Origin of the sequence: Streptomyces tuirus, from assembly GCF_014701095.1 — a bacterium.
Taxonomy (GTDB): Bacteria; Actinomycetota; Actinomycetes; order Streptomycetales; family Streptomycetaceae; genus Streptomyces; species Streptomyces tuirus.
In genome coordinates this window covers 6,685,364-6,709,433 of the sequence record NZ_AP023439.1, presented here as the reverse complement: position 1 = coordinate 6,709,433, position 24,070 = coordinate 6,685,364, and the positions used below count along the sequence as shown (strand labels likewise).

23 protein-coding genes and 1 tRNA gene are annotated in these 24,070 nt (G+C 71.1%); 17 read left to right on the top strand and 7 right to left on the bottom strand.

The annotated features are described in order from the left end of the window. Positions 1 to 42 precede the first annotated feature (42 nt). A complete protein-coding gene (locus IGS69_RS30500; RefSeq protein WP_190903682.1) occupies positions 43 to 1,857 on the bottom strand; it encodes a glycoside hydrolase family 15 protein in 1,815 nt (604 codons plus the stop codon). A 157-nt stretch (positions 1,858 to 2,014) separates the two neighbouring features. Here IGS69_RS30500 and IGS69_RS30495 point away from each other — a divergent pair, with 157 nt between their 5' ends. The 10 genes from IGS69_RS30495 to IGS69_RS30450 all read left to right on the top strand — a co-directional run bounded on the left by IGS69_RS30495 (position 2,015) and on the right by IGS69_RS30450 (position 13,284). Then, positions 2,015 to 2,812, top strand: coding sequence for a glycosyltransferase family 2 protein (locus tag IGS69_RS30495; RefSeq protein ID WP_190903681.1), 798 nt, complete (start codon positions 2,015 to 2,017; stop codon positions 2,810 to 2,812). After that, on the top strand, positions 2,809 to 4,077 hold the full coding sequence (locus IGS69_RS30490; RefSeq protein ID WP_190903680.1) for a glycosyltransferase: 1,269 nt from the start codon (positions 2,809 to 2,811) through the stop codon (positions 4,075 to 4,077). The genes IGS69_RS30495 and IGS69_RS30490 overlap by 4 nt, the downstream gene beginning before the upstream one ends. 300 nt (positions 4,078 to 4,377) lie before the next feature. Continuing rightward, positions 4,378 to 6,174: a glycosyltransferase gene (locus IGS69_RS30485; RefSeq protein ID WP_190903679.1), complete on the top strand. Its 1,797-nt coding sequence runs from the start codon at positions 4,378 to 4,380 to the stop codon at positions 6,172 to 6,174. Further along, entirely contained in the window at positions 6,171 to 6,551 is a 381-nt protein-coding gene (locus tag IGS69_RS30480) for a hypothetical protein (RefSeq protein WP_190903678.1), read from the top strand. The genes IGS69_RS30485 and IGS69_RS30480 overlap by 4 nt, the downstream gene beginning before the upstream one ends. A gap of 250 nt (positions 6,552 to 6,801) precedes the next feature. Continuing rightward, on the top strand, positions 6,802 to 8,079 hold the full coding sequence (locus tag IGS69_RS30475) for a lipopolysaccharide biosynthesis protein (RefSeq protein WP_190903677.1): 1,278 nt from the start codon (positions 6,802 to 6,804) through the stop codon (positions 8,077 to 8,079). Then, complete coding sequence (locus tag IGS69_RS30470) at positions 8,076 to 9,230, top strand: glycosyltransferase family 2 protein (protein ID WP_190903676.1); 1,155 nt, start codon at positions 8,076 to 8,078, stop codon at positions 9,228 to 9,230. Before IGS69_RS30475 ends, IGS69_RS30470 begins: the two co-directional genes overlap by 4 nt. 2 nt (positions 9,231 to 9,232) lie before the next feature. After that, positions 9,233 to 10,348 carry a GNAT family N-acetyltransferase gene (locus IGS69_RS30465; RefSeq protein ID WP_190903675.1) on the top strand — a complete coding sequence of 372 codons (1,116 nt, stop codon included), beginning with the start codon at positions 9,233 to 9,235 and terminating at the stop codon, positions 10,346 to 10,348. Then, positions 10,345 to 11,145: a polysaccharide deacetylase family protein gene (locus IGS69_RS30460; RefSeq protein ID WP_190903674.1), complete on the top strand. Its 801-nt coding sequence runs from the start codon at positions 10,345 to 10,347 to the stop codon at positions 11,143 to 11,145. Before IGS69_RS30465 ends, IGS69_RS30460 begins: the two co-directional genes overlap by 4 nt. Before the next feature lie 64 nt (positions 11,146 to 11,209). Then, complete coding sequence (locus IGS69_RS30455) at positions 11,210 to 12,472, top strand: glycoside hydrolase family protein (protein ID WP_190904709.1); 1,263 nt, start codon at positions 11,210 to 11,212, stop codon at positions 12,470 to 12,472. 83 nt (positions 12,473 to 12,555) lie between these two features. Next, on the top strand, positions 12,556 to 13,284 hold the full coding sequence (locus IGS69_RS30450) for a TetR/AcrR family transcriptional regulator (RefSeq protein ID WP_190903673.1): 729 nt from the start codon (positions 12,556 to 12,558) through the stop codon (positions 13,282 to 13,284). Here IGS69_RS30450 and IGS69_RS30445 read toward each other — a convergent pair. From IGS69_RS30445 to IGS69_RS30435, 3 genes are all read right to left on the bottom strand, one after another. Beyond that, positions 13,250 to 14,074, bottom strand: coding sequence for a DUF427 domain-containing protein (locus IGS69_RS30445; protein WP_190903672.1), 825 nt, complete (start codon positions 14,072 to 14,074; stop codon positions 13,250 to 13,252). The two genes, IGS69_RS30450 and IGS69_RS30445, sit on opposite strands and share 35 nt — an antisense overlap. 55 nt (positions 14,075 to 14,129) lie before the next feature. Then, complete coding sequence (locus IGS69_RS30440; RefSeq protein ID WP_190903671.1) at positions 14,130 to 15,113, bottom strand: aldo/keto reductase; 984 nt, start codon at positions 15,111 to 15,113, stop codon at positions 14,130 to 14,132. Between the two features lie 134 nt (positions 15,114 to 15,247). Further along, positions 15,248 to 15,321 (bottom strand) — tRNA-Pro (locus tag IGS69_RS30435). Positions 15,322 to 15,419: 98 nt separating this feature from the next. Between IGS69_RS30435 and IGS69_RS30430 the strand changes: the two genes are divergently transcribed. The 3 genes from IGS69_RS30430 (at position 15,420) to IGS69_RS30420 (ending at position 19,035) form a co-directional block, all read left to right on the top strand. Further along, positions 15,420 to 15,992, top strand: a complete 573-nt coding sequence (locus IGS69_RS30430; RefSeq protein ID WP_190903670.1) for a DUF309 domain-containing protein — start codon at positions 15,420 to 15,422, stop codon at positions 15,990 to 15,992. A 97-nt stretch (positions 15,993 to 16,089) separates the two neighbouring features. Further along, positions 16,090 to 16,860 (top strand): precorrin-6A synthase (deacetylating), encoded by a 771-nt coding sequence (cobF, locus tag IGS69_RS30425; protein WP_190903669.1) that lies wholly within the window; start codon positions 16,090 to 16,092, stop codon positions 16,858 to 16,860. Positions 16,861 to 16,959: 99 nt separating this feature from the next. Beyond that, on the top strand, positions 16,960 to 19,035 hold the full coding sequence (locus tag IGS69_RS30420) for an MDR family MFS transporter (RefSeq protein WP_190903668.1): 2,076 nt from the start codon (positions 16,960 to 16,962) through the stop codon (positions 19,033 to 19,035). Positions 19,036 to 19,040: 5 nt separating this feature from the next. On the opposite strand, the gene IGS69_RS30415 is transcribed toward IGS69_RS30420, so the two are convergent. Continuing rightward, positions 19,041 to 19,781 (bottom strand): cobalt-precorrin-6A reductase, encoded by a 741-nt coding sequence (locus IGS69_RS30415; RefSeq protein WP_190903667.1) that lies wholly within the window; start codon positions 19,779 to 19,781, stop codon positions 19,041 to 19,043. Between the two features lie 107 nt (positions 19,782 to 19,888). Here IGS69_RS30415 and IGS69_RS30410 point away from each other — a divergent pair, with 107 nt between their 5' ends. Next, complete coding sequence (locus tag IGS69_RS30410; RefSeq protein ID WP_190903666.1) at positions 19,889 to 20,689, top strand: HAD-IIA family hydrolase; 801 nt, start codon at positions 19,889 to 19,891, stop codon at positions 20,687 to 20,689. Here the strand turns inward: IGS69_RS30410 and IGS69_RS30405 are convergent. Both IGS69_RS30405 and IGS69_RS30400 read right to left on the bottom strand, forming a co-directional pair. After that, positions 20,675 to 21,448 (bottom strand): sulfite exporter TauE/SafE family protein, encoded by a 774-nt coding sequence (locus tag IGS69_RS30405; protein ID WP_190903665.1) that lies wholly within the window; start codon positions 21,446 to 21,448, stop codon positions 20,675 to 20,677. The genes IGS69_RS30410 and IGS69_RS30405 overlap by 15 nt on opposite strands. 77 nt (positions 21,449 to 21,525) lie before the next feature. After that, complete coding sequence (locus IGS69_RS30400; protein ID WP_190903664.1) at positions 21,526 to 22,713, bottom strand: thiolase family protein; 1,188 nt, start codon at positions 22,711 to 22,713, stop codon at positions 21,526 to 21,528. A gap of 151 nt (positions 22,714 to 22,864) precedes the next feature. On the opposite strand from IGS69_RS30400, the gene IGS69_RS30395 reads away from it, so the two are divergent. From IGS69_RS30395 to IGS69_RS30385, 3 genes are read left to right on the top strand one after another with little or no spacing between them, the layout of a single operon-like run. Beyond that, positions 22,865 to 23,155 (top strand): WhiB family transcriptional regulator, encoded by a 291-nt coding sequence (locus IGS69_RS30395; RefSeq protein WP_332836571.1) that lies wholly within the window; start codon positions 22,865 to 22,867, stop codon positions 23,153 to 23,155. Beyond that, positions 23,152 to 23,628, top strand: a complete 477-nt coding sequence (locus IGS69_RS30390) for a Dps family protein (RefSeq protein ID WP_190903663.1) — start codon at positions 23,152 to 23,154, stop codon at positions 23,626 to 23,628. The genes IGS69_RS30395 and IGS69_RS30390 overlap by 4 nt, the downstream gene beginning before the upstream one ends. 52 nt (positions 23,629 to 23,680) lie before the next feature. Further along, positions 23,681 to 24,025 carry a DUF3140 domain-containing protein gene (locus IGS69_RS30385; RefSeq protein ID WP_190903662.1) on the top strand — a complete coding sequence of 115 codons (345 nt, stop codon included), beginning with the start codon at positions 23,681 to 23,683 and terminating at the stop codon, positions 24,023 to 24,025. Positions 24,026 to 24,070 lie beyond the last annotated feature (45 nt).

The window sequence follows — 24,070 nt, the reverse complement described above, 5'->3', positions numbered from 1 at the left end:
GGAGAGAGCGGCAGAGGAGGTGAGAGCGACCGCGGGGCCGATTCAGCCCCGGCCCGCTCCCGGACCCCGGCGGCGCCACGCCGATGACGCCGACAGGCCGAACGCCGTCTCCACCAGCGCGATGTGGCTGAACGCCTTGGGCGCGTTGCCCAGCTGGCGGCCGGTGTCCGGGTCCCACTGCTCGGCCAGCAGCCCGACGTCGTTGCGGACGGCGAGGACCCGTTCGAAGCCCTCACGGGCCTGCTGCCGGTGCCCGGTGGCGGCGAGGGCGTCGGCGTACCACAGGGAGCAGGAGACGAACGTGCCCTCGGTGCCGTCCGCGGCCCCGGGCCGGGTGCCGTCCGGCGCGTACCGGCGGAGGAACCCGCCGTGGCCGAGACGGCCCAGGGCCCGCACGGTGCCGCGCACCCGCTCGTCGTGGGCGGACAGGAACCCGACCCGGGGGATGAGCAGTGACGAGGCGTCCAGGCCGGGCGCGCCATAGGACTGCACGAAGGTGCGCCGGGCGGTGTCCCAGCCCTCCCGGCAGACCTGCCGGTGCACCTCCTCGCGCATGGCCTGCCATTCGCCGGCGGAGCCGTTGCGCCCGAGCAGCTCGCCCATGCGCACGGCCCGGTCGGCTGCCACCCACGTCATGACCTTGGAGTGCACGAACTGGCGGCGTGCCCCGTCCACCTGCCACAGCCCCTGGTCCGGTTCGCGCCAGTGCCGCAGCAGGAAGCCCATGAGCGACTCGACCAGGTCCCACACATGGGCGGGCATCGGGATCCCGGCGCGCAGCGACAGCCAGAGGGTGTCCATGACCTCGCCGTAGACGTCCAGTTGGAAGGTGCTCACCGCCGACGTGCCGAACCGCACAGGCCGCGAGCCCTCGTAACCGGGCAGCCAGGGTGCCTCGGTCTCCCGCAGCAGCCGCTGCCCCTTGACGCCGTAGACGGGCTGGAGATCGGCGGGGTCGCCGGCGACGGCCCGCACCAGCCAGTCCAGCCAGGCCGTGGCCTCGTCGCGGTAACCGCTCCGCAGCAGGCAGGACAGGGTCCGGCTGGAGTCGCGCAGCCAGCAGAACCGGTAGTCCCAGTTGTTCTCGCCGCCGATACGGCCGGGCAGGGAGGTGGTGGGGGCGGCGACGATGGCGCCCGTGGGGGCGTAGGTGAGGGCCTTGAGGGTGATCAGGGAACGCACCACGGCGTCGCGCCACGGACCGTGGTAGCGGCACCGGCCGGTCCAGCGCCGCCAGAAGTCGGCGGTCTCCTTCAGGGCGGTCTCCGCCGGGACGGACATGGGTGAAGGGGGCGCGGACCGGTACGAGGGCGTCCACCCGAGGGTGAGGCCCAGCCGGCGCCCGGCCGTCACGGTGAAGTCCCAGACGGTGGCGTCCTCGTCGCCCCGGTCGCGGACATGGCCGTCGCAGCCGAGCCAGACGGCGTCGGGGCCGGCGACCGCGACGGTGCAGTGGCCGACGTCCCGGACCCAGGGCACGACGCGGCCCTGGTGGAAGCGCAGGCGCAGTTCGCTGCGCAGGTCCACCGTGCCGGACAGGCCTTCGACCAGGCGGACGATGCAGGGCACGTCGGCGCGCGGCGGCATCAGGTCCGTGACACGCACCGTTCCGGTGGGTGTCTCCCAGACGGAGTCGAGGACGAGTGTGTCGGCCCGGTAGGAACGGCGGGTGCAGCGGCCTGCGAAGAGGGGGGCGAGTCGCCAGCGTCCGTTGCCCTCGGTTCCCAGCAGGGCCGCGAGACAGGCCGGGGAGTCGAAGCGGGGCAGGCAAAGCCAGTCGACCGACCCGTCCCGGCCGACCATGGCGGCCGTCTCCAGATCGCTGATGAGCGCGTAATCCTCGATGGGTGCATTCATGATCGGGACTACGCCGTTGTGCACTTCGCCGATTTCCACACTACGCCGGTTGAACCGGCACTGCTCTTGACCTCGGAGATAAATCGGGCAATATGTACGTATACGCCGTAAATATATAGCGTCTCCTCAAGGCGTCACACGCGGAGATACCGGCATCATGAACCACACGCACCAGCTTTCCGAGCTCCCCACCGCATCCCCCACCAACGGCGCCGTGCACCCCCGGCGCCGGGCCGGCGACCGTCCTCCAGCCCGCGCCACCGTGAGTCTGGTCGTCCCCGCCCGGAACGAGGCCCGCAACATCCCCTGGGTCTTCGAGCAGATCCCGGACTGTGTCGACGAGGTCATCCTGGTCGACGGGGACTCCGTCGACGCCACGGTGCACATGGCCACCCGGTGCCTGCCGACCGTCCGCCATGTCGAGCAGAGCGGCCCGGGCAAGGGCAACGCCCTGCGCACCGGTTTCCTCTCGGCGACCGGCGACCACATCGTGATGATGGACGCGGACGGCAGCATGCTTCCGGGGGAGATCCCGCACTACCTGCACTTCCTCGACAACGGCTTCGACTTCGTCAAGGGCTCGCGTTTCATCGCGGGCGGCGGCTCCCTGGACATCACCCGCATCCGGCGGCTCGGCAACCAGGTGCTGCTGGCAGCCGTGAACCACCTCTACGACACCAAACTGACCGACCTCTGCTACGGGTTCTGCGCCTTTCGCCGTGACTTCCTCGACGACCTCGACCTGCACTCCTCCGGATTCGAGATCGAGACCGAGATGATCGCCCATGCGCTGCGCTCGGGGCTGCGCATCGCCGAGGTCCCGAGTCTCGAACTGCCGCGGCGCAGCGGGCGGTCCAACCTGCACGCGATCTCGGATGGGCGGCGGGTCCTGCGGACGCTGCTGTCGGAACGCCCGAGTGCACGGGCCGCACAGGTCAGGCCGGGCAGACGATGAGCGCCGTCAGCCAGCGGCTGCCCGTTCCCGGCGACGCCCCCGTGGGCGTGATCGACATCGATCTGGCCCTGCCCGGCGAGTTCAGCCTGCCGGGCGGCCGCAAACGGACCCGCCCCCAGGGACGAGTCATGGCGCTGGTGCGGCTGCGCGGCCGTCCACTGGGCATGGTGTACGGCGACAGTGCGCACACGGCGGACCTGTGGCAGACCCTGGCCCTGGCGGCCCAGCGGGACCTCGGTGCGCCACCGGTCCGTTCCGTCTCGAGAACGCGCCTGGCCGAGGTTCCGCCCGTGCGGGCACGCCATGCGAAAGCGCCGTTCATCAGCGTCATCGTCCCGACCCACAACCGTTGCGATCTGCTGCGCCGGTGCCTCGACTCCGTGCTGGGGGTGGAGTACCCCGGCGCACTGTTCGAGATCATCGTGGTGGACAACGCGCCCGCGGACGACGCCACCGAGCGACTCGTCCGCGAGACGTACGGAAACAGGGTCCGCTACGTGAGGGAACCGGTCGCGGGCGGGGGCCGGGCGCGCAGCCGGGGGCTGGCCTCCGCCCGCGGAAGCATCGCGGCCTTCACGGACGACGACACTCAAGTCGACCCCCGGTGGCTGTCCGCGATCGCCGAGACCTTCTGCCGCGCCCCGGAGACCGACTGCGTGACAGGGCTCATCGCTCCGGCCGAACTCCAGACCGTGGCTCAGACCACCCTGGAACGGCACAACGAGGTCAACAAGGACTACAGTCCACGCACCTGGTCCCTGCGCGATCCGCCCGAGGACCCGCTTTTCCCGTTCACGGCGGGGCAGTTCGGCGGCGGCGCCAACATGGCCTTCCGCACCGAGCTGCTGAGGGACCTCGGGGGGTTCGATCCCGCCACCGGCCCCGGCACCCCGGCGCACGGCGGGGAGGACCTGCTGGCCTTCTTCCAGGTCCTCGCACGCGGCGGCACGCTCGTCCACCAGCCGGACGCCATCGTCTGGCACAGTCAGCGGCGCTCCTGGCAGGCCCTCCGGGCCCAGATGTTCGCTTACGGGGCGGGATTCGGCGCCTTTCTGACAGCGGCGGTGATCCATGAACCGCACATGCTGCCCGCTCTCCTGCGCAGACTCCCCGGAGGCATCCGGTACACGGCGGCCAAGGCACACAGGCTCAACGGGGACGAGGATGCCGGCTGGTCCCGGACCCTCACGCTCGTGGAACTGCAAGGCCTGCTCTACGGCCCGTTGGGCTATCTGCGCGGCCGCTGGTTCCGGTCGAAGGTGTGACGAAGGGACCCGTCGCCCGCCGAGCGGCTCCGCCCTCCAGCGCGTAATGGACTTACGATGGACATACCGCCCGTATTCACCAAACGACGGCACCTCCCTGAAGCCGCATCCGCGGGCGGCGTCTCCGGTTCATTCCCCCATCCCAGCCGTTCCCCCGTCCAGAGGCCCGGCCATGAGGTACGCGCAGACCTCCAGCACTCCGAGCGGTCACTCCGCCATCACGAGCCCCTGCGGTCGGAGGTGTCGGTGAGCAGCCACCGACCCCCCGCTCATTCCGCACCCCCGGTCGGGGACCTGGGGTTGCCGCAGCCGGAGCGGGGCGCCGGGCCGGCAGGCCCAGGCCGGGCCGGCAGATTCCGCTCCGGCCTGTCCAGGACACGCCGCTGGGGTCCCGGCACGTGGACGGCCATCGTCGTCCTGCCCCTCGCCATCGCCGTGTGGCTGCTCTCCCTGCGCGGAGTCCCCCTGGACCGGATGGGGGACCTGGGGCTCCTCCAGGTGCTGCCGAAACTCTTCTGGGTGGCGCCGGCCCTCCTCACCCTCGGCTTCTGCGTCGCGGCAACCGACCGGCGAACTTCCCACGGCTGCTTCGCGGCGTATGTGCTCAGCCTGATCGCCGTCATCCATGCCACGCCTCCCCTGCTGTATCCGGAGCTGCGCTACGCGTGGGGCTGGAAGCACGTCGCCGTCGTCGAGGCGATGCTCCGGCACGACGGCACCGTGCCGGGTGCCGGAGGCTTCGACATCTACAACCAGTGGCCGGGCTTCTTCGAGCTCAACGCAGTACTCGTGCGGGCCATCGGGCTGGAGTCTCCCCTCGGTTACGCCGCTTGGGCGCAGCCGATCTTCAATCTGCTGATGCTGGGCCCGCTCCTCCTGCTCTACCGGTCGATCACCAACGACCGGAGACTGATCTGGGGAGCCGTATGGATCTACTACGCCTGTTCATGGGTGGCACAGGACTACTTCGCGCCCCAGGCCTTCGCGTTCCTTCTCTTCATGTGCGTGATGGCCCTCGTGGTGAAGCAGCTGGCTCCGTTCGGGCCTCGTGGGAAGGGGACGACACGGCGGCGCTGGCCGCGGGGCTTGCTCATCCTGGTGCTGATCCTCGAAGCCGCGATCGTCTCGTCCCATCCGCTGACCCCGATGATGCTGATCAGCGCCCTGCTGCTGCTCTCGCTGCCACGGCGGAACAGGCGGGTGGTGCTGCCCGCCCTGGCGGGGGCCATCGTCCTCACCGCGGTGTGGAACTCGACCGTGGCGAGACCGTACATGGCGGAAAACCTCAACCATCTCATCGGCGCGCTGGCGCGCCCGGAGGCCAACATCTGGTCCGGTGTCGCCCGGCTCGGCGACGCGGCTCCCGGCCAGATCATGGCGGCGTGGGTCGAGCGCGGGCTGTCGGCCGGAGTGCTCCTGCTCGCCGCGACGGGCTTCATCGCGCGCCGCTGGACCCGGCGCACCCCGTTGCCGCTGCTCATGCTCGCTCCGCTGCTGCCGGGGGTCGCCAACGCGTACGGAGGGGAGATGGTCTTCCGGGCCTTCATGTTCGCGCTGCCGGCCGCCGCGTTCCTGATCGCCGCACTGCTCTTCCCGCCCCGCAAGCGCCTGCGGGTGCGGATGCCGGTCGTCTACGTCCTGTTGCTGGCCATGCTCGGCAGTCTGGCGATCGGCTACTACTGCAAGGAGGCGGAGAACTACTTCACCGCCGACGAAGCCGCCGCCACCCGGTACGTCACCACCAGGACCCCGACCGGCTCGCTGATCATCTCCGTGACTTTCGCCGCTCCGGGATTGGAGATGCGCTACGACCAGCACCAGGACATGCAGATCGACGAAGAGAACCTGACCAACAGACGCATGCTCGTGAAGGACCCTGTGGCCGGTCTGGAACCGCTTATCGCCAGAGCGGAAAAGAACCCTGTCTACATCCTTCTCAACCGTGCGCAGGCAGCGGCGGTGGACCTGAGCGGTGCGATGCCGACTGATTTCATGGGACGGCTGAATTCGGCTCTGTCCAGATCACCGGATTTCACCGTCGCCTATCGCAACGAGGACGCGGTGGTCTACCGATACGACGGACCGGAGATCCGATGAACAGGATGCAATGGGGCGTCGCCGTATCAGGATGGGTGGCACTGGCCGCGACCGCCCTCCCGGAGGGGTCCCCGCTGCGCGCGTTGACGACGGCCTCGTTCCTCCTTGCCGGCCCGGGACTGGCCGTCACACTGCTGTGCATGGGAGAAGCGTTCACCGGGAAGCCCCGGCCGACGGTCGTGCTGGCCGCGGTGACCTTGACCGGGGCGGCGAGCCTTGCCCTGTCGGCACTGGCCGCAGAGGCGCTCTTCCTGACCGGCACTTTCACATCGACGCGGGCTCTGCTCGTCCTGGCCGTCCTTTGCTCTGCCATGGCACTGGGCTCCGCCGCACGTCACGGAAAGCGCGTACCGCTCTCCCGCGACGAAGTCGAATAGCCCTCCGACGACGAACTTGACGAACCGGTCACAGCAGAACAATATTGCAGTATATGACGTAAACGTACGGCATAATTTCACCTTCTGGAGGATGTGATCACCTTGGCGCCGCTGACGATTCACTCAGTCCGTTCCCCAAGACTGAAATTTCACTGATCAAGGAAAAGCCGTGGCATCACAAGGCCATCCCCATCCGCAGACGGAGACGACGACCCTGCCCTCCCCGCATTCCGGGGAACGTCGATTCGGTATGACGGTACGGACCAGGTTGGCCGCCACGCTGCCCAGCGAACCGCTCCTGCGCAACGGTCACCTGCTGGCCGTCAGCTCCCTGACGAACACGGTTCTGGGCGCCCTGTTCTGGGTCCTCGCAACCCGCTGGTACGAAGCCGGGACCGTGGGGCTGAACTCCGCCGCCATCTCCGCCGCCACCCTGTTGTCCACCGTCGGCCAGCTCAACCTCTCCGACTTCCTGGTGCGTTTCGTGCCCTCTGCCGGGCGCCACACCCGCGAGTTGGTGCTCACCTGCTACCTCGTCGGTCTCGTCTGCAGCGTGCTGACGGCCCTCGGATTCCTCCTGCTGGTGCCCGTGATCGCCCCCGGTCTGGACTTCCTGCTCAACCCATTGAGCGCTGTCCTCTTCGTCACCTACACGGCGGGGTACACCATCTTCGCTCTCCAGGACGGCGCACTGACCGGTGTGCGACGTCCCGGGTGGGTGGTGGGCGAGAATCTCATCTTCGCCGGGGTCAAGATCCTCGTGCTGGCGGTGGGCGCGGCCCTGGCACTGTTCTCGGCCATCCTCATCTCCTGGGCCGGCGGCCTCGTGGTGGCTCTCCTCGTAGCCAACTTCTTCCTGCTGCGGCGCGCTGTGCCTCGCCACGAGCGGGAGGCTCCGGAGGCGGAACGCCCGCCACGCCTGATCGGATACGCGGCCGCGGACTACCTCGGCGCACTGTGCAGGACCGCCGCGTACAGCGTCGTGCCGCTTCTTGTTCTGAACATCCTGGGTGCGGCGCACAGCGCCTACTTCCTGCTGGCGTGGGCGGTCGGCTGCATCCCTTACCTGCTGGTGGCGAACATGGGAAGTTCCCTCATCGTGGAGGCGACACGCGACCCCTCCCGGCTGACGCAGCACTCGCTGCGGGTGCTGCGCCACTCGGCTCTGCTGATGTCCGGCGGCGTCGCCGCGATGGTCGTCGCCGCGCCGACCCTGCTCTCGTTCTTCGGGCCGGCGTACGCCGAGGAGGGGACCACGCTGCTTCGCCTGCTGGCCCTTTCGGCGCTACCGAACCTGCTGGTGAGTCTGGCTGTCGACGTAGCGCGTATCCGCCGGCGGCTGCGCCTGGTCGTCGGACTCCAGCTGACGCTGTGCGTGTGCGTACTGGGCCTGTCCACCGTCCTGCTGCCGGTGCTCGGACTCACCGGAGCGGGCGTCGCCTGGCTCGTGGCCCAGTGCCTGCTGGCTCTGTACCTCCTGATCCGCTGGTCGCACTGGCTGCCCCGAAGTTCGGAGAACCCGTCATGAACGTCGATCCGCTGCTCCCCGGCAGGCCCCACGGCCGAGCACCCGAACTCGTGGCCGCTGCCCCTCCCCGACGGGATTCCGCAGAGGGCTCCCCCCAGTTCTCCGTGGTGATCTGCGTCTACACGGAGGATCGCTGGGAGGACATCGGGGCAGCTGTGCGGTCGGTCGGAGAACAGTCCTGGCCGGCCCTGGAAATACTGTTGGTCGTCGACCACAATCCCGCGCTGCTCGACCGGCTGGCACGCGTGTACGAAGGGGGCTCGGGCGCAGGGAGGCGGACTCCCGCCGTCCGGGTGCTGGCCAACGAGGGCCCCCGGGGACTGTCCGCCGGCCGGAACACGGGGATCGCCGCATCCCGAGGCACGGTGATCGCATTCCTCGATGACGACGCGGTCGCAGCACCGGACTGGCTGCGGCACATGGCGTCGGCGTACGCCGACCCGCTGGTGATGGCCGTGGGCGGCCGCACGGTCCCGCGCTGGGCTTCCGGACATCGCCCTGCGTGGTTCCCCGAGGAGTTCGACTGGGTGGTCGGCTGCGCCTACCGCGGCCTGCCCCGTGGTCGTGCCCCTGTGCGCAACGTGCTGGGGGGCAACTCCTCCTTCCGCCGGACAGCCTTCGACGAGGCAGGAGGCTTCGCCGTCGGCATCGGTCGCGACGGTGACCGCCGTCCACTGGGCTGCGAGGAAACCGAGTTCTGCATCCGGCTGGCCCAGGCCAGACCCGACGCGGTACTGCTCATGGACGACCGCGCGGTCATTCAGCACAAAGTCCCCGCCGTCCGGGAACGGTTCCGCTACTTCCGCAGGCGGACCTACGCCGAAGGGCTCTCGAAGGCTCAGGTGACTCGCCATGTGGGTGTGGCCAAGGGCCTGGAATCCGAACGTCGTTATACGACCCGGGTGTTGCCTGCCGGGGTGGCGCGCGGGCTGCGCGACGCCCTGCTGGGACGCCGTGGGGGCGCGGGCCGGGCGGGGGCGATCGTGACGGGAGTGACGGCCGCGGCGGCCGGCTACGCGGTCGGCGCCTTGCGGGCCCGCGGGCACGACTCCCCGTTCCGGACCTCCGACGTGCCGCCGTCCGCGGGCCGACACCAGCGGGGCGCCGCCATGGCCGACGTACGCGAGCAAGCAACGCACAGAAGGACATGATCATGGACGTCAGCGTGCACCCACCCGAGGAGCTGACCGCCGCCGAGCGGACGGCCTGGACGACGATGCAGGCGAAGACGTACTCCGAGGGCCGTTCGGAGATGGCGAATCCGTTCCTCGCCCCCGAGTTCACCCGGGCAGTGGGTCGCCACAGGCGTGATGTGCGTGTGGCAGTGGTCCGTGACGGCGGTCCGCACCACGAGCCGGTCGCCTTCTTCCCCTACCAGCGCACCCACACCGGCGTCGGCCGGGCAGTGGGCCTCGGGCTGTCCGACTGCCAGGGCCTGGTGCACGCACCCGGTTTCCACTGGGACGCCCAGGAGTTGCTGACGGCCTGCGGTCTCGCCGTGTGGGAATTCGACCACCTGGCGGCCGGACAACAGCCGTTCGAGCAGTCGGCCACGGGAGTCTTCGCCTCACCGGTCATCGACGTGCAGGAGGGGTGGGAGGAGTATCTCTCCCTGTTGCGTGAGCAGTCGCCGAAGTTCACGCGGACCACGCTCGCCAAGGAACGCAAGCTGCTGCGCAACCACGGCGACGTGCGCTACGTGCACGACGAACGCGACCCCCGAGCGCTGCTCACCGTGATGGACTGGAAGTCGGCGCAGTACCGCAGAACCGGGCGCAGCGACCGATTCGCGCAGCGCTGGATCAGGCAACTCGTCCAGGATCTGTTCCACCACCACTCCGGGCCCTTCGCGGGAATCCTGTCCGTGCTCTACGCGGACGGCGCACCGGTCGCCGCACACTTCGGACTGCGCTCCGACAAGGTGCTGGCCTGCTGGTTCCCGGCGTACGACCCGGACTATTCCAGGTACTCCCCGGGTCTGATCCTGCATCTGCACATGGCGGAAGCCGCCGCGGCGGACGGAATCGCCTACCTGGACCTGGGGCGAGGCCGGAAGGAGTACAAGGACTCCCTCAAGACCGGCGAACTGAACGTGTCGGAAGGGTGGGTGATCCGGCGGCACCACCCCGTTGCGGTGGCCCATCGGGCGCGCCGTGCTCCGGTACGAGCCCTGCGCAACACCGTGGTCTCGCACCCGCAACTGTTCGAGCGGGCCGACCGGTTGCTCAAGGGTATGGGGCGACTGCGCGAGCGAGGAGGTGCACGATGACACAGCCCGTTCCCATCTTCATGTACCACGGCGTCACACGCACACCGTCCTCCTCGATGGCCACGCTGTCCGTGACGCCGGAGGCCTTCGCGGAGCAGATGCAGGTGCTCGGCGAGCGCGGCTTCACCCCGATCACGACCGCCGGGCTCGCAGCGGCTTGGCGAGGCGGCCCACCGCTGCCGAGCCGGCCCGTGCTGATCACCTTCGACGACGGTTATCAGGGGGTGCACCGTTACGCCCTGCCCGTTCTGCGCGCACTCCGCTTCTCCGTGACCGTGTTCGTCACCACGGGCTGGCTCCGAGGCCCGCACGAGTTGGACGGTGCCGCCCTCGACCAGATGCTGGACTGGGAGGAGGTGAGGGACATGGCGGCCGAAGGGGCCGAGATCGGCGGACACAGCCACAGCCACCCGCAGCTGGACCAACTGTCCGACCCGAAGTTGCGGCACGAGGTGGAACGCTGCACGGAGATCATCACGGAACAGCTCGGTTCTCCGCCGGTCTCGTTCGCCTATCCCTACGGCTACTCCACCCGCCGGGTACGGCAGACGGTCCGCGCAGCCGGCTATGCGCAGTCCGTCGCTGTGGGCAACGCCCTGGCCAGTCCGAGCCAGAGCCCCCTCGCGCTGCGGAGGATGACCGTGCGGCGCAGCACCGGGATCGGCGAGTTCACTCGGCTGGCGGAGGGGCGGTCCGTCGCCCGCACCTTCGTCGTGGACAGGGCCCTGACCCAGGGCTACGCGCTGGTGCGCGGTTCTCGTCGGCTGGTGCGGAAGGCAGCCTCGCCCCGTGTCTGACACCAGCGAGGGCACAGGGCGCGGCGCGGCGTGGCGTACGGCTGTCCGGTGCTGCTGGGCCGGCGTGCTCGCCCTGACGTTCGTCCTCGGCTGTTCGTCCGACCCTGAGCCCGCCAGGCCTTCCGTGGGCTGGGGGTTCACCCACACCCAGTACAGCGCTGACGTGGGCGAGCCCAGCGCCATGCGCACGGCTCGGGAGGCTCTCTCCGCGCAGCCGCTCCCGCAGAAGCAGCACATCATGGGCTGGGGTGCCCTCAACCCGGAGCCGTCTCCCGGCCGCTACGACTTCGCGGCCCTGGACAGCCGGATCGCACTCATCAGACGGACGGGGGGAACCCCCGTCATCACCCTCTGCTGCGCCCCCGACTGGATGAAGGGGGGCAGGCCGGGGGACACGGACTGGTCCCGCACGTCCCTGGAGAAAGCGCCTGCCCCTGAGCATTACGACGATTTCGCGCGCCTCGCCGCCACCATCGCCGAGCGGTATCCGGATGTGCGCCACTTCATCGTCTGGAACGAGTTCAAGGGCTTCTTCAACGAGTCGAGGAACCGCTGGGACTACGAGGGCTACACCGACCTGTACAACCACGTCTACCGGGCCTTGAAGAAGGTGAACAAGGCGAATCTGGTCGGCGGGCCCTATCTGGTCATGGACAGCCTCGCGCCCGGCGACACCACGTACGCCTCCCGGCTCGCAGGCCCGTGGGGCAGCGTCGACCGGCGCGTCCTCGACGCCTTCGAGTACTGGAACGCTCGAAAGGCGGGCGCCGACTTCATCGTGGTGGACGGCACGAGCCGTACGCGCGACGACGAAGCGTTCCCCGACGAGTTCGGAGCCACGGACAAGTTCACCGCGGTCAGCCGGTGGCTGCGGGAGCGCACCTCCGTGCCGCTGTGGTGGGCCGAGTACTACGTGGAACCGGACGACGGTGGCCGGTGGAGCGAGGGACACCGCCTGGCCGCGCAGGCGACCGGAATGATCGCCCTGGCCCGGGGAGGCGTTTCCACGGCCTTCTACTGGAACCCGCAGAACCGCAACGGCACGTGCACGGGCTGTCTGTGGCGCAGCACCGAGCTCACCGACGGCACGGGTGGTGAGCCCCGGCCCGCACTGGACCTCATACGGCGGTTCGACGAGGAGTTCCCGCCCGGCACGGTGTACCGGACGGTCGATGTGGCTCCGGCCGACGCACCGCAGGTGCGCGTACTCGGCGATGACAAGGCGATCCTCGTCGTCAATACGCTGGACCGGCCCCAGCGGGTGCGGGTCGACGGGCAGAGGGTGGACCTGGACGGATATCAGGTGCGCTGGCTGACGAGAGGCTGAGGCAGCCCGGGCGGCACCCAGAAACGGGGGCATTCATCCCGTACATTGACGTCATCCGCTTACCCCGAGCCGGAGGCGACCCCTTGGCGAAACAGGAACGGTCCTCACCTTCCCGCCGCGCCAGCGACCGCGGCCGGTACGGCCGGCTGAGCAGGGAACGGGTACTGGCCACCGCCCTGGCACTGGTCGACCGCGAGGGCCTCTCCGCCCTGAGCATGCGCCGCCTCGGTACCGAGCTCGGCGTGGAGGCCATGGCGCTCTACCGGTACGCGGCGAGCAAGGACTCCCTGCTGGACGGGCTGGTGGAGGCGCTGTACCTGGAGCTGGAGGAGCGGCTGGCCGCCGACGGTGACGAGGACTCCGACTGGCGGGCCGGGCTGCACCGGATCGCTCGTGCGACCTACGCCGTGTGCCTCACGCATCCGCAGGCGGTGCCGCTGCTCGCCACGCGTCTGCTGGCGGTCCCGCTGGCCCGCAGGCCCGCCGCCGTCCTGCGGGATCACGAAAGGGTGCTGACCCTGCTGCGGGGTGCCGGTTTCGACGAGGCGACCGTGGCCGGCGTGTTCCGCGCGTTCACGGCGTGGCTGCTGGGCTACGTGTCCGTGGAGCTGCGCCCGATGGTGGACAACCCGGAGGAGACCGACCCGGCCTTCCGTCTCGGGCTGCACCGGCTGTCCGCCAAGGAGCTGCCGACGCTGCGGGAGACGGCCGCCTCGCTGGCCGAGCAGGGCGGACCGGAGGGCCTCGCGGCCGGTCTTGACGCCCTGCTCGACAGCTTCACGCGCGGCTCCGCCTCCGGAGCATCCGGCTGAACGGTGTGTCCGGCCGCTCCAGGCGCTCCCCGTCGACCGTGATGTCGACGACCTCGTTGAAGAAGGCGACGCGTCCCTGGATCACCGCCACCGCGGGCAGCGGCTCGGGGTAGGTCCACACGAGGTTGGGTGGCACGTCGGCCTCGCCGTGCCACGACCAGTAGGCGGCGGTGCCCTTGTAGGGGCATCCGGTGTGGTGGTCGGTGGCGTCGAACAGGTCGAGGCGGACGTCCTCCCGGGGGAGGTAGTACCGGGTGGGCAGGGAGGTCTCGAAGAGCAGGACCGGGGCGTGGCTGTCCGCGACGACCTGCCCGTCGATCTCGACCTGCACATGGCGGCTGCTCGGCAGCGCGTCGACGCGTTTGTGCGGGTCACGGGGGTGGATGAAGATCTCCTCGTCCTCCTCGTACCAGTGATCGAGGCCCGTGTCGGTGCGCAGGAACCACTCGAAGGAGATGTGGCCGGCCAGGTCGTCGGCGGGGAACGTCCAGGCCGCGTTCTCGCGCACCTCGCCCCCGGCGTCGAGGTCGTAGAAGACCCGGGAGCCGGTGTGGGTGCCCGTGGGCGGGTTCTTGGCCGGACGGAGGAGGTCGGTGCGGACGTCGGCGCGGGGGAAGGCGTACTGCGGCACGGGCAGGTGGGGCTCCCAGACGAGCACCGGGTGCCGGCTGTCGACGACGGTGACGTCGCCCTTGCGGCCGCGCACCCAGCGCTCGCTGGGCTCCCACATGAGGCCTTCCGGGGTGGTGCGGATCGAGCGGGCGGCGGGGTGGGCCGGGTGGGTGGTCATGGCCGGTGCTCCTTCCGGAGGTCCGGTTGCCGTTCCCCTCCACGGTCCCACGGCCTCAGTGCGCCGCGTCCAGCCGGGCGCGCTGCTCCGGGGTGAGCTCCAGATCCACCGCGGCCAGGTTCTCGTTCAGCTGGGCCACCGAGGAGACCCCGGCCAGCGGCAGGACGGGCGGTTCGCCGCCGATCTGCCAGGCCAGCACGACCTGGTTGACGGTCGCGCCGGTCTCCCGGGCCACGTCGCGCAGTACGGCCAGCCGGGCCGGGGTGCCGGGGTGGTCGAAGTCGGCGGGGAGCCGCTCCGGGCGGGTGTAGGCGCCCTTCAGCAGCGGTGAGTAGGCGACCAGGGTCAGGCCGGGCTCGGCCCTGAGGTAGCCGAGCAGGTCGGGGCCGGCGTGGCCGAGGCTGCCGTCCGGGAAGAGGGGGTCGGGGACGTCGGTGCGGGGGCGCAGGTGGGTGTGCGCGTACTGGAGGATTTCGTAGCCGGGCAGTCCGGCCGCTGCGGCCAGCGCCCGGGCCCGCTCCACGCGCCAGACGGCGTGGTTGCTCACGCCGAGCAGGCCGGCGGTGCCGTCGGCGACCAGGGCGGCGAAGGTCTCGACGGTCTCCCGGAGTGGGACGGTGTGGTCCTCGATGTGGGCGTAGAGCAGGTCCAGTTTCGCCAGGCCGAGGCGTTCGCGGCTGCGGGCGGCGGACTCGCGGGTCACTTTGGCGGACAGGCCCTCGGCGTTGTCGACGTAGCCGGTTCCGGGGGCCAGGGGGCGGGCGCCGAGCTTGGTGGCTATGACGATCTCGTCGCCGACGCCGCGACTGCGCCGCCAGCGGCCGAGGAGTTCCTCGCTCTGGCCGCCCTGGCCGCCGTCGGCCCAGAAGGCGTAGTTGTCGGACGTGTCGATGAAGTTCCCGCCGGCTTCGACGTAGCGGTCGAGCAGGGCGAAGGATGTCGCCTCGTCCGTCACCGAGCCGAAGAGCATCGCGCCGAGCGCGAGGACGCTCACCTCGCGGCGGGTCGTGGGATCCGTGCCGATCGTGCGGTACTTCATGTGTCGCTCCCTCCCGTGGTCCCCCGGTTCCGGGGCACGGAGGGAGTCAACGGCTTGGAGCGCTCTCGAGGTCAAGGGCGGACGCACAAGGAAAAGGGTCCCGCAGGCATCGGCCTGCGGGACCCTTCGCACCGTCGGGACGACAGGATTTGAACCTGCGACCCCTTGACCCCCAGTCAAGTGCGCTACCAAGCTGCGCCACGTCCCGGTGCGCGCCACCCGCGGTGAACCGCGTGATCGCGCGAACAGCACCTTACCCCACACCCCTGGCCGCGCCGAAAACGGGCCGGGCGGGACAATCGGCGTATGGGCAGCACAGGAGAGACCGGGCCGGTCCGGCCGGGCGACGCACGGGACCGTGACAGTGAGGGGCGGGCGCGCAGCGCCCGGCCCCGGGACGGTCTCGGCCGGCCCCTGCCGTACGACGCGGACGGTGTGCCCCGGCAGCCCGAGGGCGTCGTCCGCACGCCGGAGGAGACCGTGGCGGAGGCGCAGCGGCTACTGGACGAGGGCAAGCCGTTCCATGCGCACGAGGTGTTCGAGGACGCGTGGAAGTCGGGGCCCGACGAGGAGCGCGAGCTGTGGCGCGGCCTGGCGCAGCTCGCCGTGGGTCTCACGCACGCGGCCCGCGGCAATCTGACGGGCGGGGCCCGGCTGCTGCGGCGCGGGGCGGGTGCGGCCGAGGCGTGGGCGTCGGAGTCCGGGCGGTCCCTGCCGCACGGCATCGACGTACCCGGGCTGGCCACGTGGGCCCGGGAACTGGCCGGGGAGGTGGAGCGGGACGGCCGTGCCGTGGACGCGGGCGCGCGGGCGCCTCGGCTACGGGGAGGGGGCCCGGGCGGTGAGCCGGTGGCCGATGACGGGGGACCCGCGCGGTGAGCCGGTAGCCGATGACGGGGCACCCGGGTGCTGAGCGGGCGGCCGTTGATCCGACCGCGGTGAACCCGGCCTCACCCCCGTGCGGCAGACTCGGGGCGTGCGAAAGATTCATGTCATCGGTATCGGCGCGGGCGACCCCGACCAGCTCACCCTCCAGGCGGTCAGGGCGCTGCGGAGCACGGACGTGTTCTTCATCCTGGAGAAGGGCGAGGTGAAGGCGGACCTCACGGGGCTCCGCCGGGACATGCTCGACGCGCACGTGCCCGAGAAGACGTACCGCGTGGTCGAGGCGCGCGACCCCGAGAGGGACCGGAGCGCCGGCGGTTCGGCCTACTCCCCCGCCGTCGGGGACTGGCGCAGCGCCCGCGCCGACATCTACGAGCTGCTGATCGCGGAGGAGCTCGGCGAGGAGCAGACCGGCGCGTTCCTGGTGTGGGGGGACCCGTCGCTGTACGACAGCACGCTCGCGATCCTGGAGGAGGTGCTGGAGCGCGGCGCCGTGGCGTTCGAGTACGACGTCGTGCCCGGCATCAGCAGTGTCTCCGCGCTCGTCGCCCGGCACCGCACGGGCCTCAACCGTGTCGCGCGGCCCGTGCAGATCACCACCGGCCGCCGGCTGGCGGAGGGCTTCCCGGAGGGCGTGGACGACGTGGTGGTGATGCTCGACGCCCACCAGAGCTTCCGGCGGTACGCGCAGGAGGACGTCGACATCTACTGGGGCGCCTACATCGGCACCCCGGACGAGATCCTCGTCTCCGGTCCGATCGCCGAGGCCGCCCCCCGCATCGAGCGGTTGCGCGCCGAGGCCCGCGAGCGCAAGGGCTGGATCATGGACACGTATCTGCTGCGCCGCAATCCCCGCGACTGACGGGACTGGCGGAACTGACGGCACCGGCGGCCACATCACCGGGCACTCGTACGGCCGTTCTGGCATGCGCACGTACCCCACAGGTGTGAGGGTGACGACGTGACCGCCGTGGAGGAAACCGCCCTGCCCGCCTCCCAGCCGCCGGTGCTGGACGTCCGCCGCCGCAACGTCGTGTTCGTGACGGTCATGCTGGGGATGCTGCTCGCGGCCCTCGACCAGACCATCGTCGGCACGGCCCTGCCTACGATCGTGTCGGACCTGGGCGGGGCGGATCACATGTCGTGGGTGGTCACGTCGTACCTCCTCGCGGAGACCGTCGCGACCGTGCTGGTCGGCAAGTTCGGCGACCTGTTCGGCCGCAAGGTGGTCTTCCAGGTCTCGGCGGTCGTGTTCATCACGGGCTCGTTCCTGTGCGGTCTGGCCACCAACATGTCCCTGCTGATCGCCTGGCGGGCGATGCAGGGCATCGGCGCGGGCGGGCTGATGGTCACCTCGATGGCGCTGATCGCCGATGTGATCCCGCTGCGCGAGCGCGGTAAGTACCAGGGTGCGATCGGCGCGGTGTTCGGGGTGGCCACCGTCATCGGGCCGCTGCTGGGCGGGCTGTTCACCGACCATCTGACATGGCGGTGGGCGTTCTACGTCAATGTGCCCATCGCGATCGTGGTCGTCGTGGCGGCGGCCCGGACCATTCCGGTCGTGAAGTCGGTCTCCCGGCCCGTCATCGACTATCTGGGCATCGCGCTGGTCGCGGTCGGCTCCGGCGCCCTGATCCTGGCGACGAGTTGGGGCGGCAACGAGTACGCGTGGGGCTCGGGGGTGATCATCGGGCTGTTCGTCGGCGGCATCCTGGCCCTCGCCCTGTTCTGCCGGGTGGAGTCCCGGGCGCGCGAACCGATGCTGCCCATGCGGCTGTTCGCCAACCCGGTGTTCACCGTCTGCTCGGTGCTGAGCTTCATCGTGGGCTTCGCCATGCTCGGCGCGCTGACGTATCTGCCGACGTATCTCCAGTACGTCGACGGCGACTCGGCCACCATCTCCGGAGTGCGGACGCTGCCGATGGTGGCGGGGCTGCTCATCGCGTCGGTCTTCAGCGGCGCCGTTGTCAGCAGGACCGGGCGGTACCGGATCTTCCCGATCGCCGGCTCGCTGGTGATGGCGGTCGGCCTGTTCCTGATGTCGCTGATGGGGCCGGACACCGGCGCGGGGCTGGAGTCCCTGTACATGTTCGTCCTGGGCAGCGGCATCGGCCTGTGCATGCAGGTGCTGACGATCGCGGTGCAGAACACCGTCGACTACGCCGACCTGGGCACCGCGACCTCCGGTGTGACCTTCTTCCGTACGCTGGGCAGCTCGTTCGGCACGGCCGTCTTCGGCACGATCTACACCAACGCGCTGGCGCCCAACCTCCGGGACGGGGTGGCGCAGGCGGCTCGGGCCGGTGAGCTGGACCCGGCCACGCTCAGCCGGGCGGCGACCAGCCCGGAGGGCGTCCACGAGCTGCCGTCCGCCGCGGCCGCCCCGATCGTCGACGCCTACGCCGACACGCTCCAGACCGTGTTCCTGTGGACGGTGCCGGTCGCCGCGCTGGGCTTCCTGGTCGCCCTGTTCCTCAAGCAGGTCCCGCTGCGCGACACCGCGCGGACGGGCTCGACCGACCTGGGCGAGGGCTTCGGCTCACCGAGCGGCGCGGACTCCCGGCGGGTGCTGGAGGCCGCCGTCGGAAAGATCATCGGCGGTATGGATCCGGACACCGCGCGGCGGATCGTCCTGGAGTCCGACACCCGGCTCGACGTGGCCGGGGCGTGGGCGGTGATGCAGGTCGAGCTGTTCACGCGCATGGTCGGGCACGCGAGCCTCGGGCTGATCGCCGCGCGGCGCCGGCTGCCTCCGGAGGTGCTGCTGCCGGTCTTCGAGCGGATGGTCGAGGAGGGGTTCCTGACCCGGCACGGCTCCCTGCTGTCCCACACCGAGGCGGGCGCGAGGGAGGCCGCGGTCCTCACCCGGGCCTGGGCCGACTGGCTGGAGGACCGGCTGGGGCAGGACATCGGCCGGCCCACGGACAGCGACCTGCGCGTGGCGGTCGACGCGATCGCGAAACGACTGCTGGTGGAGGACCTGAGCCACGGGCTGCCGCGCGGTGCCGAGAAGGCCCTGGCGGCCGGCTCGGTGTGAGCGCCCTACCCGAGCCCCAGCCGTTCCAGTACGCCCTCCACATCCGCCACCACCGTCACGCCGTCCGGCAGCGGCGGCCGCCGTACGACCACGACCGGCACTCCGAGGTCGCGGGCCGCGGTCAGCTTGGCAGCCGTCGCCGCTCCCCCGCTGTCCTTGGTCACCAGGACGTCGACGTGGTGCTCGCGCAGCAGGGCCGTCTCGCCGGGGACGGTGAACGGGCCGCGGGCGAGCAGCACATGGGTGTCGGGCGGCATCGGCGGCTCGGGGGGATCCACCGACCGCACGACGAAGTGGAGGCGCGTCAGGTGGGCGAAGGAGGCCAGGCCGAGGCGTCCGGTGGTGAGCAGCACCCGGCGGCCGAGGCGCGGGAGCAGGTCCGCCGCCGCGTCCAGTGAGGGGACGCCATGCCACTGGTCCCCGGGGCCGGGCCGCCACCCGGGGCGGCGGAGCACCACCGCGGGCACGCCGGTCCCGGCCGCGGCGCGGGCCGCGTTGGCCGTGATCGACTCGGCGAAGGGGTGCGTGGCGTCGACGAGCGCGTCCACGCCCTCCGCCCGCAGCCAGTCGGCCAGTCCCGACGCCCCGCCGAAGCCTCCGACGCGTACCTCCCCGTCGAGCGCCCCCGGCTTGGCCACGCGCCCCGCGAGGGACGTCGTGACGCGCACGCCGGGACGTGCGCACAGCGCGGCGGCCAGGGCTCGGGCCTCGGCCGTGCCGCCGAGGATGAGGACATGAGGGGACACGACGTCGAGCGTACGAGGTGTCCCACGGCGGGCGTCACGACGGGGCGGACCGGGGAGGTGCCCGCACTCGACCGGCGAGTCCGGCTCCGCCTGGCTATCGTCCTGGCATGGAGTCCGTGCGTGCCGTGCTCATCGACATCGACGGGGTGCTCACCGTCTCGTGGGAGCCGTTGCCCGGGGCCGTCGAGGCGTTGCGGGAGGTCCGGGAGGCCGGGTTCGGCGTTCTGCTGGTCACCAACACCACCTCCCGTACCCGGGCTTCGATCGCGGGGACGCTGGCGGAGGCGGGGTTCCCGGTGTCCGCCGAGGACATTCTGACCGCGCCCGCCGCCACCGCCGCATACCTCGCCGAGCACTGCCCCGGCGCCCGCTGCGCGCTGCTGAACAGCGGCGACATCGCGGAGGACCTCGACGGGGTCACCGTCGTCGAAGCGGGTGACACCGAGGCCGTGCCGGATGTCGTCCTGGTCGGCGGCGCGGGCCCCGAGTTCGGCTACGCGGCGCTCGACCGGGCCTTCGGCCATCTGCAGCGCGGGGCCCGGCTGGTGGCCATGCACCGCAACCTGTACTGGCGCACGGCTGAAGGGCTGCGGCTGGACTCGGGGGCGTTCCTGACGGGTCTTGAGCGGGCCGCGCGGGTGGAGGCCGAGATCACCGGCAAGCCGGCCCCGGCGTTCTTCGCGTCGGCGCTCGCCCGGCTGGGCGTCGGTGCGCGGGAGACGGTGATGGTCGGGGACGACGTCGAGTCCGACGTGCTGGCGGCGCAGCGCGCCGGGGTCACCGGCGTGCTCGTGCGGACGGGGAAGTTCCAGCCGGAGACGCTGCGGGCCGCCGACGGCACGCCCGACCACGTGATCGACTCGTTCGCGGACCTTCCGGCGCTGCTGCGGGGGTCAGCGCAGCAGTAGTTGCAGACCGCCCACGACGGTCGCCGCGATGACGAGCCGCTCGAACAGCCGCTGGTTGATCCGGTGCACGGCCCACTTGCCGAGCAGCGCGCCGGGCACGACGAACGCCACGAGCGCGAGGTCGAGGAGCAGCGAGCGGCCGTCGATCAGGCCGAGGCCCGCGCTGAAGGGCAGCTTGGAGACGTTGACGATCAGGAAGAAGAAGGCCGAGGTGCCGAGGAAGCCGAGCTTGCGGAAGCCTGCGGAGAGCAGGTACATCGACATCACCGGGCCGCCCGCGTTGGCGACCATGGTGGTGAAGCCGCCGAGGACGCCGTAGGAGCGGGCCTTGAGGCGGCCCGACCGGGTGGTGACCGACTCCGGCTCCTCCTCCTTGCCGGCCGTACGCCGGCGCCAGACCGTCACGGCCGCCATCAGCAGCAGGATCGCGCCGATCGAGGTCCGTACGATCGCGTCGTCCGCCCAGAACAGGAACACCGTGCCGACGACGACGCCCGCGGCGACCGCCGGGAACAGCCGCCACAGCGTGGGCCAGTGGGCGTGCCGCCGGTAGGTGGCGACGGCCAGGAGGTCCCCGGCGATCAGGATGGGCAGCAGCACGCCTGTGGAGGCACGGGCGGGCAGCACGGCGGCGAAGATGGCAAGGCTGACCGTGTTGGCCCCGCTCACGGCGGTCTTGGAGAAGCCGACGAGCAGGGCCGCGAGGGCGAGGGCGGCGAACTCCCAGCCGGTGATGTGCCAGAGCGTCATGGTGTTCATGCGAACACTGATGCTATGTGCAACGAACGGGTGCCCGTAAGCGCTGTCTCGCCTGGTGGGCCGGGCGCCGGGCTTCTCTAGGGCCGTTCGACGAGTACGGCGCTCCCCTGCCCCACCCCGACGCACATCGTGGCGAGACCCCGGCCCGCGCCCGTGCGCCGCATCCGGTGGAGCAGGGTCGTCAGGATGCGGGCGCCCGAGCAGCCCAGGGGGTGGCCCAGTGCGATGGCGCCGCCGCTGGGGTTGACCAGGTCGGGGTCGATGCCGAGCTGGTCCACGCAGGCCAGGGCCTGGGCGGCGAAGGCCTCGTTGAACTCGGCCTCCTCCAGGTCGCCGATGCTCCAGCCGGCGCGGCTCAGCACCTTGCGGGTGGCGGGGACGGGGCCGATGCCCATCACGTCGGGGTGGACACCGGCGGAGGCGCCGGCGACGTAGCGGCCGAGCGACTCCAGGCCCAGGTCGTTCAGGGCGTCCTCGCTGACGAGGAGGAGGCCGGCGGCGCCGTCGTTCATCGGCGAGGCGTTGCCCGCGGTGACGGTGCCGCCGTCGCGGAAGACCGGCTTCAGCCGGGACAGCTTCTCGTACGAGGTGTCCTCGCGGACGCATTCGTCGGTGTCGACGACCACGCCGTCGGGACGCTCCACGGGGAGGAGTTCGTCGTCGAAGTGGCCGTTGTTGCGGGCCAGGGCGGCGCGCTGGTGGCTGCGCAGGGCGAAGGCGTCCTGGCGTTCACGCGGGACGCCGTACCGCGCGGCGACCTCCTCGGCCGTCTCGCCCATGGCCAGCAGTCCGTGCAGCTCGCGCATCGCCGGGTTGACCAGGCGCCAGCCGAGGCGGGTGTCGGCGGTCTCCATGCGGTGCGGCAGGGCCTCGTCGGGGCGGGGCAGCACGAAGGGGGCGCGGCTCATCGATTCGGAGCCGCCGGCGATCACGATGTCGGCCTCTCCGGAGGCGATGGTGCGGGCGGCGGTGGTCACGGCCTCCAGGCCCGAGGCGCAGAGGCGGTTGACGGTGGCGCCGGGCACGGAGTCGGGGAGGCCGGCGAGCAGCGCCGCCATGCGGGCGACATTGCGGTTGTCCTCGCCGGCCTGGTTGGCGGCTCCCCAGTAGACGTCGTCGATCCGGGCGGGGTCCAGCGCGGGCACGCCGGTCACCAGGGCGCGGACGACGGTCGCCGCGAGGTCGTCGGGCCGTACCGGGGAGAGGGCTCCCCGTAGCTTGCCGATGGGGGTGCGGCGGGCGGCCGCGAAGTGGACGGGACGCACGAGAGGCTCCTCACGCCGCGCATCAACGCGCTTAATTAGCACTGCTAGTTTCGGACTATAGACCCTCGCCCCGCCGTCTGTGAAGATTCTGCGCTTCCCGGCGTTCCGCGGGGGGGCATATCGCAGGCCGGACGACCCCCAGGCGTCGCGTTTGCACGAGGACGCCTGGGGCACCCGCGCGTTCATGGAGTGGTTGCGGAGCGCCGCCTGCGTGGACGAGGACCCCGAGTTGTTCTTTCCCGTCGGCACCGCCGGCCCCGCCCTGCGTGACGTGAGCGCCGCGAAGCGGATCTGCGCACGCTGCCCGGTGACCGGCCAGTGCCTGGACTTCGCCCTGGCTGGCGGTCAGACCTCGGGCGTGTGGGGCGGCACCGGCGAGGAGGAGCGCGACCGGCTGCTCCGCACGACGAGGAACGACGCGAGAAGGAGAAGCGCCCTATGACGGCTGTGAGGAGCACACTGCCCGACGACGCCCGGAAGGCCGCCTGCGAGGCACTCCAGGACACCCTGGTGGATCTGCTCGGGCTCTCGCTGGTCGGGAAGCAGGCCCACTGGAACATCGTCGGACCGCGGTTCCGGTCCGTTCACCTCCAGCTCGACGAGGTGGTCACGGCGGCCCGCGACTTCGCCGACACGGTCGCTGAGCGGTCCGCGGCGCTCGGCGTCCCGCCGGACGGCCGTCCGGAGACCGTCGCCAAGGCCTTCACGCTGCCCGCCCCGCAGGAGGGCTGGGTGCGCGACTCGGACGCCGTGCAGGTGATGGTGGAGGCGCTGCAGGAGGCGGTGGGCCGGCTGCGCGAGCGCATCGACGCGACCGAGAAGGCCGACCCGGTCACCCAGGACCTGCTGATCGCCATCACCGGGGAGCTGGAGAAGCAGCGGTGGATGTTCGACGCCGAGAACTTCCCCCGCTGACCCGCGGAGCGACGACGCAGAGCATCCGACGGACGTACGGAAGGGGCAGGCCATGACCGACGCCCTCGAACGCGACGCGCTGTGGGAGGACTTCCACCGCGTGGTGAACATGACCTCGCAGGAACTCGCGGCCTGGCTGCGGGTCCGCGACGCCGACGAGACCACCGAGCCGCTGCCGGAGCACGCGGGCTCCGCCACCGGACGGCACGTCCTGGCGATCCTCCAGAAGCGGCGCACCGACCTGACCGAGGACGACCTGCGCGTGATGCGGAAGGTCGTGGAGACGGTCACCGACCAGGTGGACCTGGAGAACGAGCCCGAGCCCGAGGTGACGCCGGAGGACACCCGCCGCCGGCACCGGCTGATGACGGTCGGGCACGACACGCTGCGGGGATAGACCCCGTCCGTGCCCGCGTCACCGCTTCGATCGCGCCCGGCCACC

What these genes read in the sequence shown, in the direction of transcription:
- IGS69_RS30500 (WP_190903682.1), bottom strand. Translation starts at nt 1,857, where the DNA reads ATGAATGCACCCATCGAGGATTACGCGCTCATCAGCGATCTGGAGACG.
- IGS69_RS30495 (WP_190903681.1), top strand. Translation starts at nt 2,015, where the DNA reads ATGAACCACACGCACCAGCTTTCCGAGCTCCCCACCGCATCCCCCACC.
- IGS69_RS30490 (WP_190903680.1), top strand. Translation starts at nt 2,809, where the DNA reads ATGAGCGCCGTCAGCCAGCGGCTGCCCGTTCCCGGCGACGCCCCCGTG.
- IGS69_RS30480 (WP_190903678.1), top strand. Translation starts at nt 6,171, where the DNA reads ATGAACAGGATGCAATGGGGCGTCGCCGTATCAGGATGGGTGGCACTG.
- IGS69_RS30475 (WP_190903677.1), top strand. Translation starts at nt 6,802, where the DNA reads ATGACGGTACGGACCAGGTTGGCCGCCACGCTGCCCAGCGAACCGCTC.
- IGS69_RS30470 (WP_190903676.1), top strand. Translation starts at nt 8,076, where the DNA reads ATGAACGTCGATCCGCTGCTCCCCGGCAGGCCCCACGGCCGAGCACCC.
- IGS69_RS30465 (WP_190903675.1), top strand. Translation starts at nt 9,233, where the DNA reads ATGGACGTCAGCGTGCACCCACCCGAGGAGCTGACCGCCGCCGAGCGG.
- IGS69_RS30460 (WP_190903674.1), top strand. Translation starts at nt 10,345, where the DNA reads ATGACACAGCCCGTTCCCATCTTCATGTACCACGGCGTCACACGCACA.
- IGS69_RS30445 (WP_190903672.1), bottom strand. Translation starts at nt 14,074, where the DNA reads ATGACCACCCACCCGGCCCACCCCGCCGCCCGCTCGATCCGCACCACC.
- IGS69_RS30440 (WP_190903671.1), bottom strand. Translation starts at nt 15,113, where the DNA reads ATGAAGTACCGCACGATCGGCACGGATCCCACGACCCGCCGCGAGGTG.
- IGS69_RS30430 (WP_190903670.1), top strand. Translation starts at nt 15,420, where the DNA reads ATGGGCAGCACAGGAGAGACCGGGCCGGTCCGGCCGGGCGACGCACGG.
- IGS69_RS30410 (WP_190903666.1), top strand. Translation starts at nt 19,889, where the DNA reads ATGGAGTCCGTGCGTGCCGTGCTCATCGACATCGACGGGGTGCTCACC.
- IGS69_RS30405 (WP_190903665.1), bottom strand. Translation starts at nt 21,448, where the DNA reads ATGAACACCATGACGCTCTGGCACATCACCGGCTGGGAGTTCGCCGCC.
- IGS69_RS30390 (WP_190903663.1), top strand. Translation starts at nt 23,152, where the DNA reads ATGACGGCTGTGAGGAGCACACTGCCCGACGACGCCCGGAAGGCCGCC.
- IGS69_RS30385 (WP_190903662.1), top strand. Translation starts at nt 23,681, where the DNA reads ATGACCGACGCCCTCGAACGCGACGCGCTGTGGGAGGACTTCCACCGC.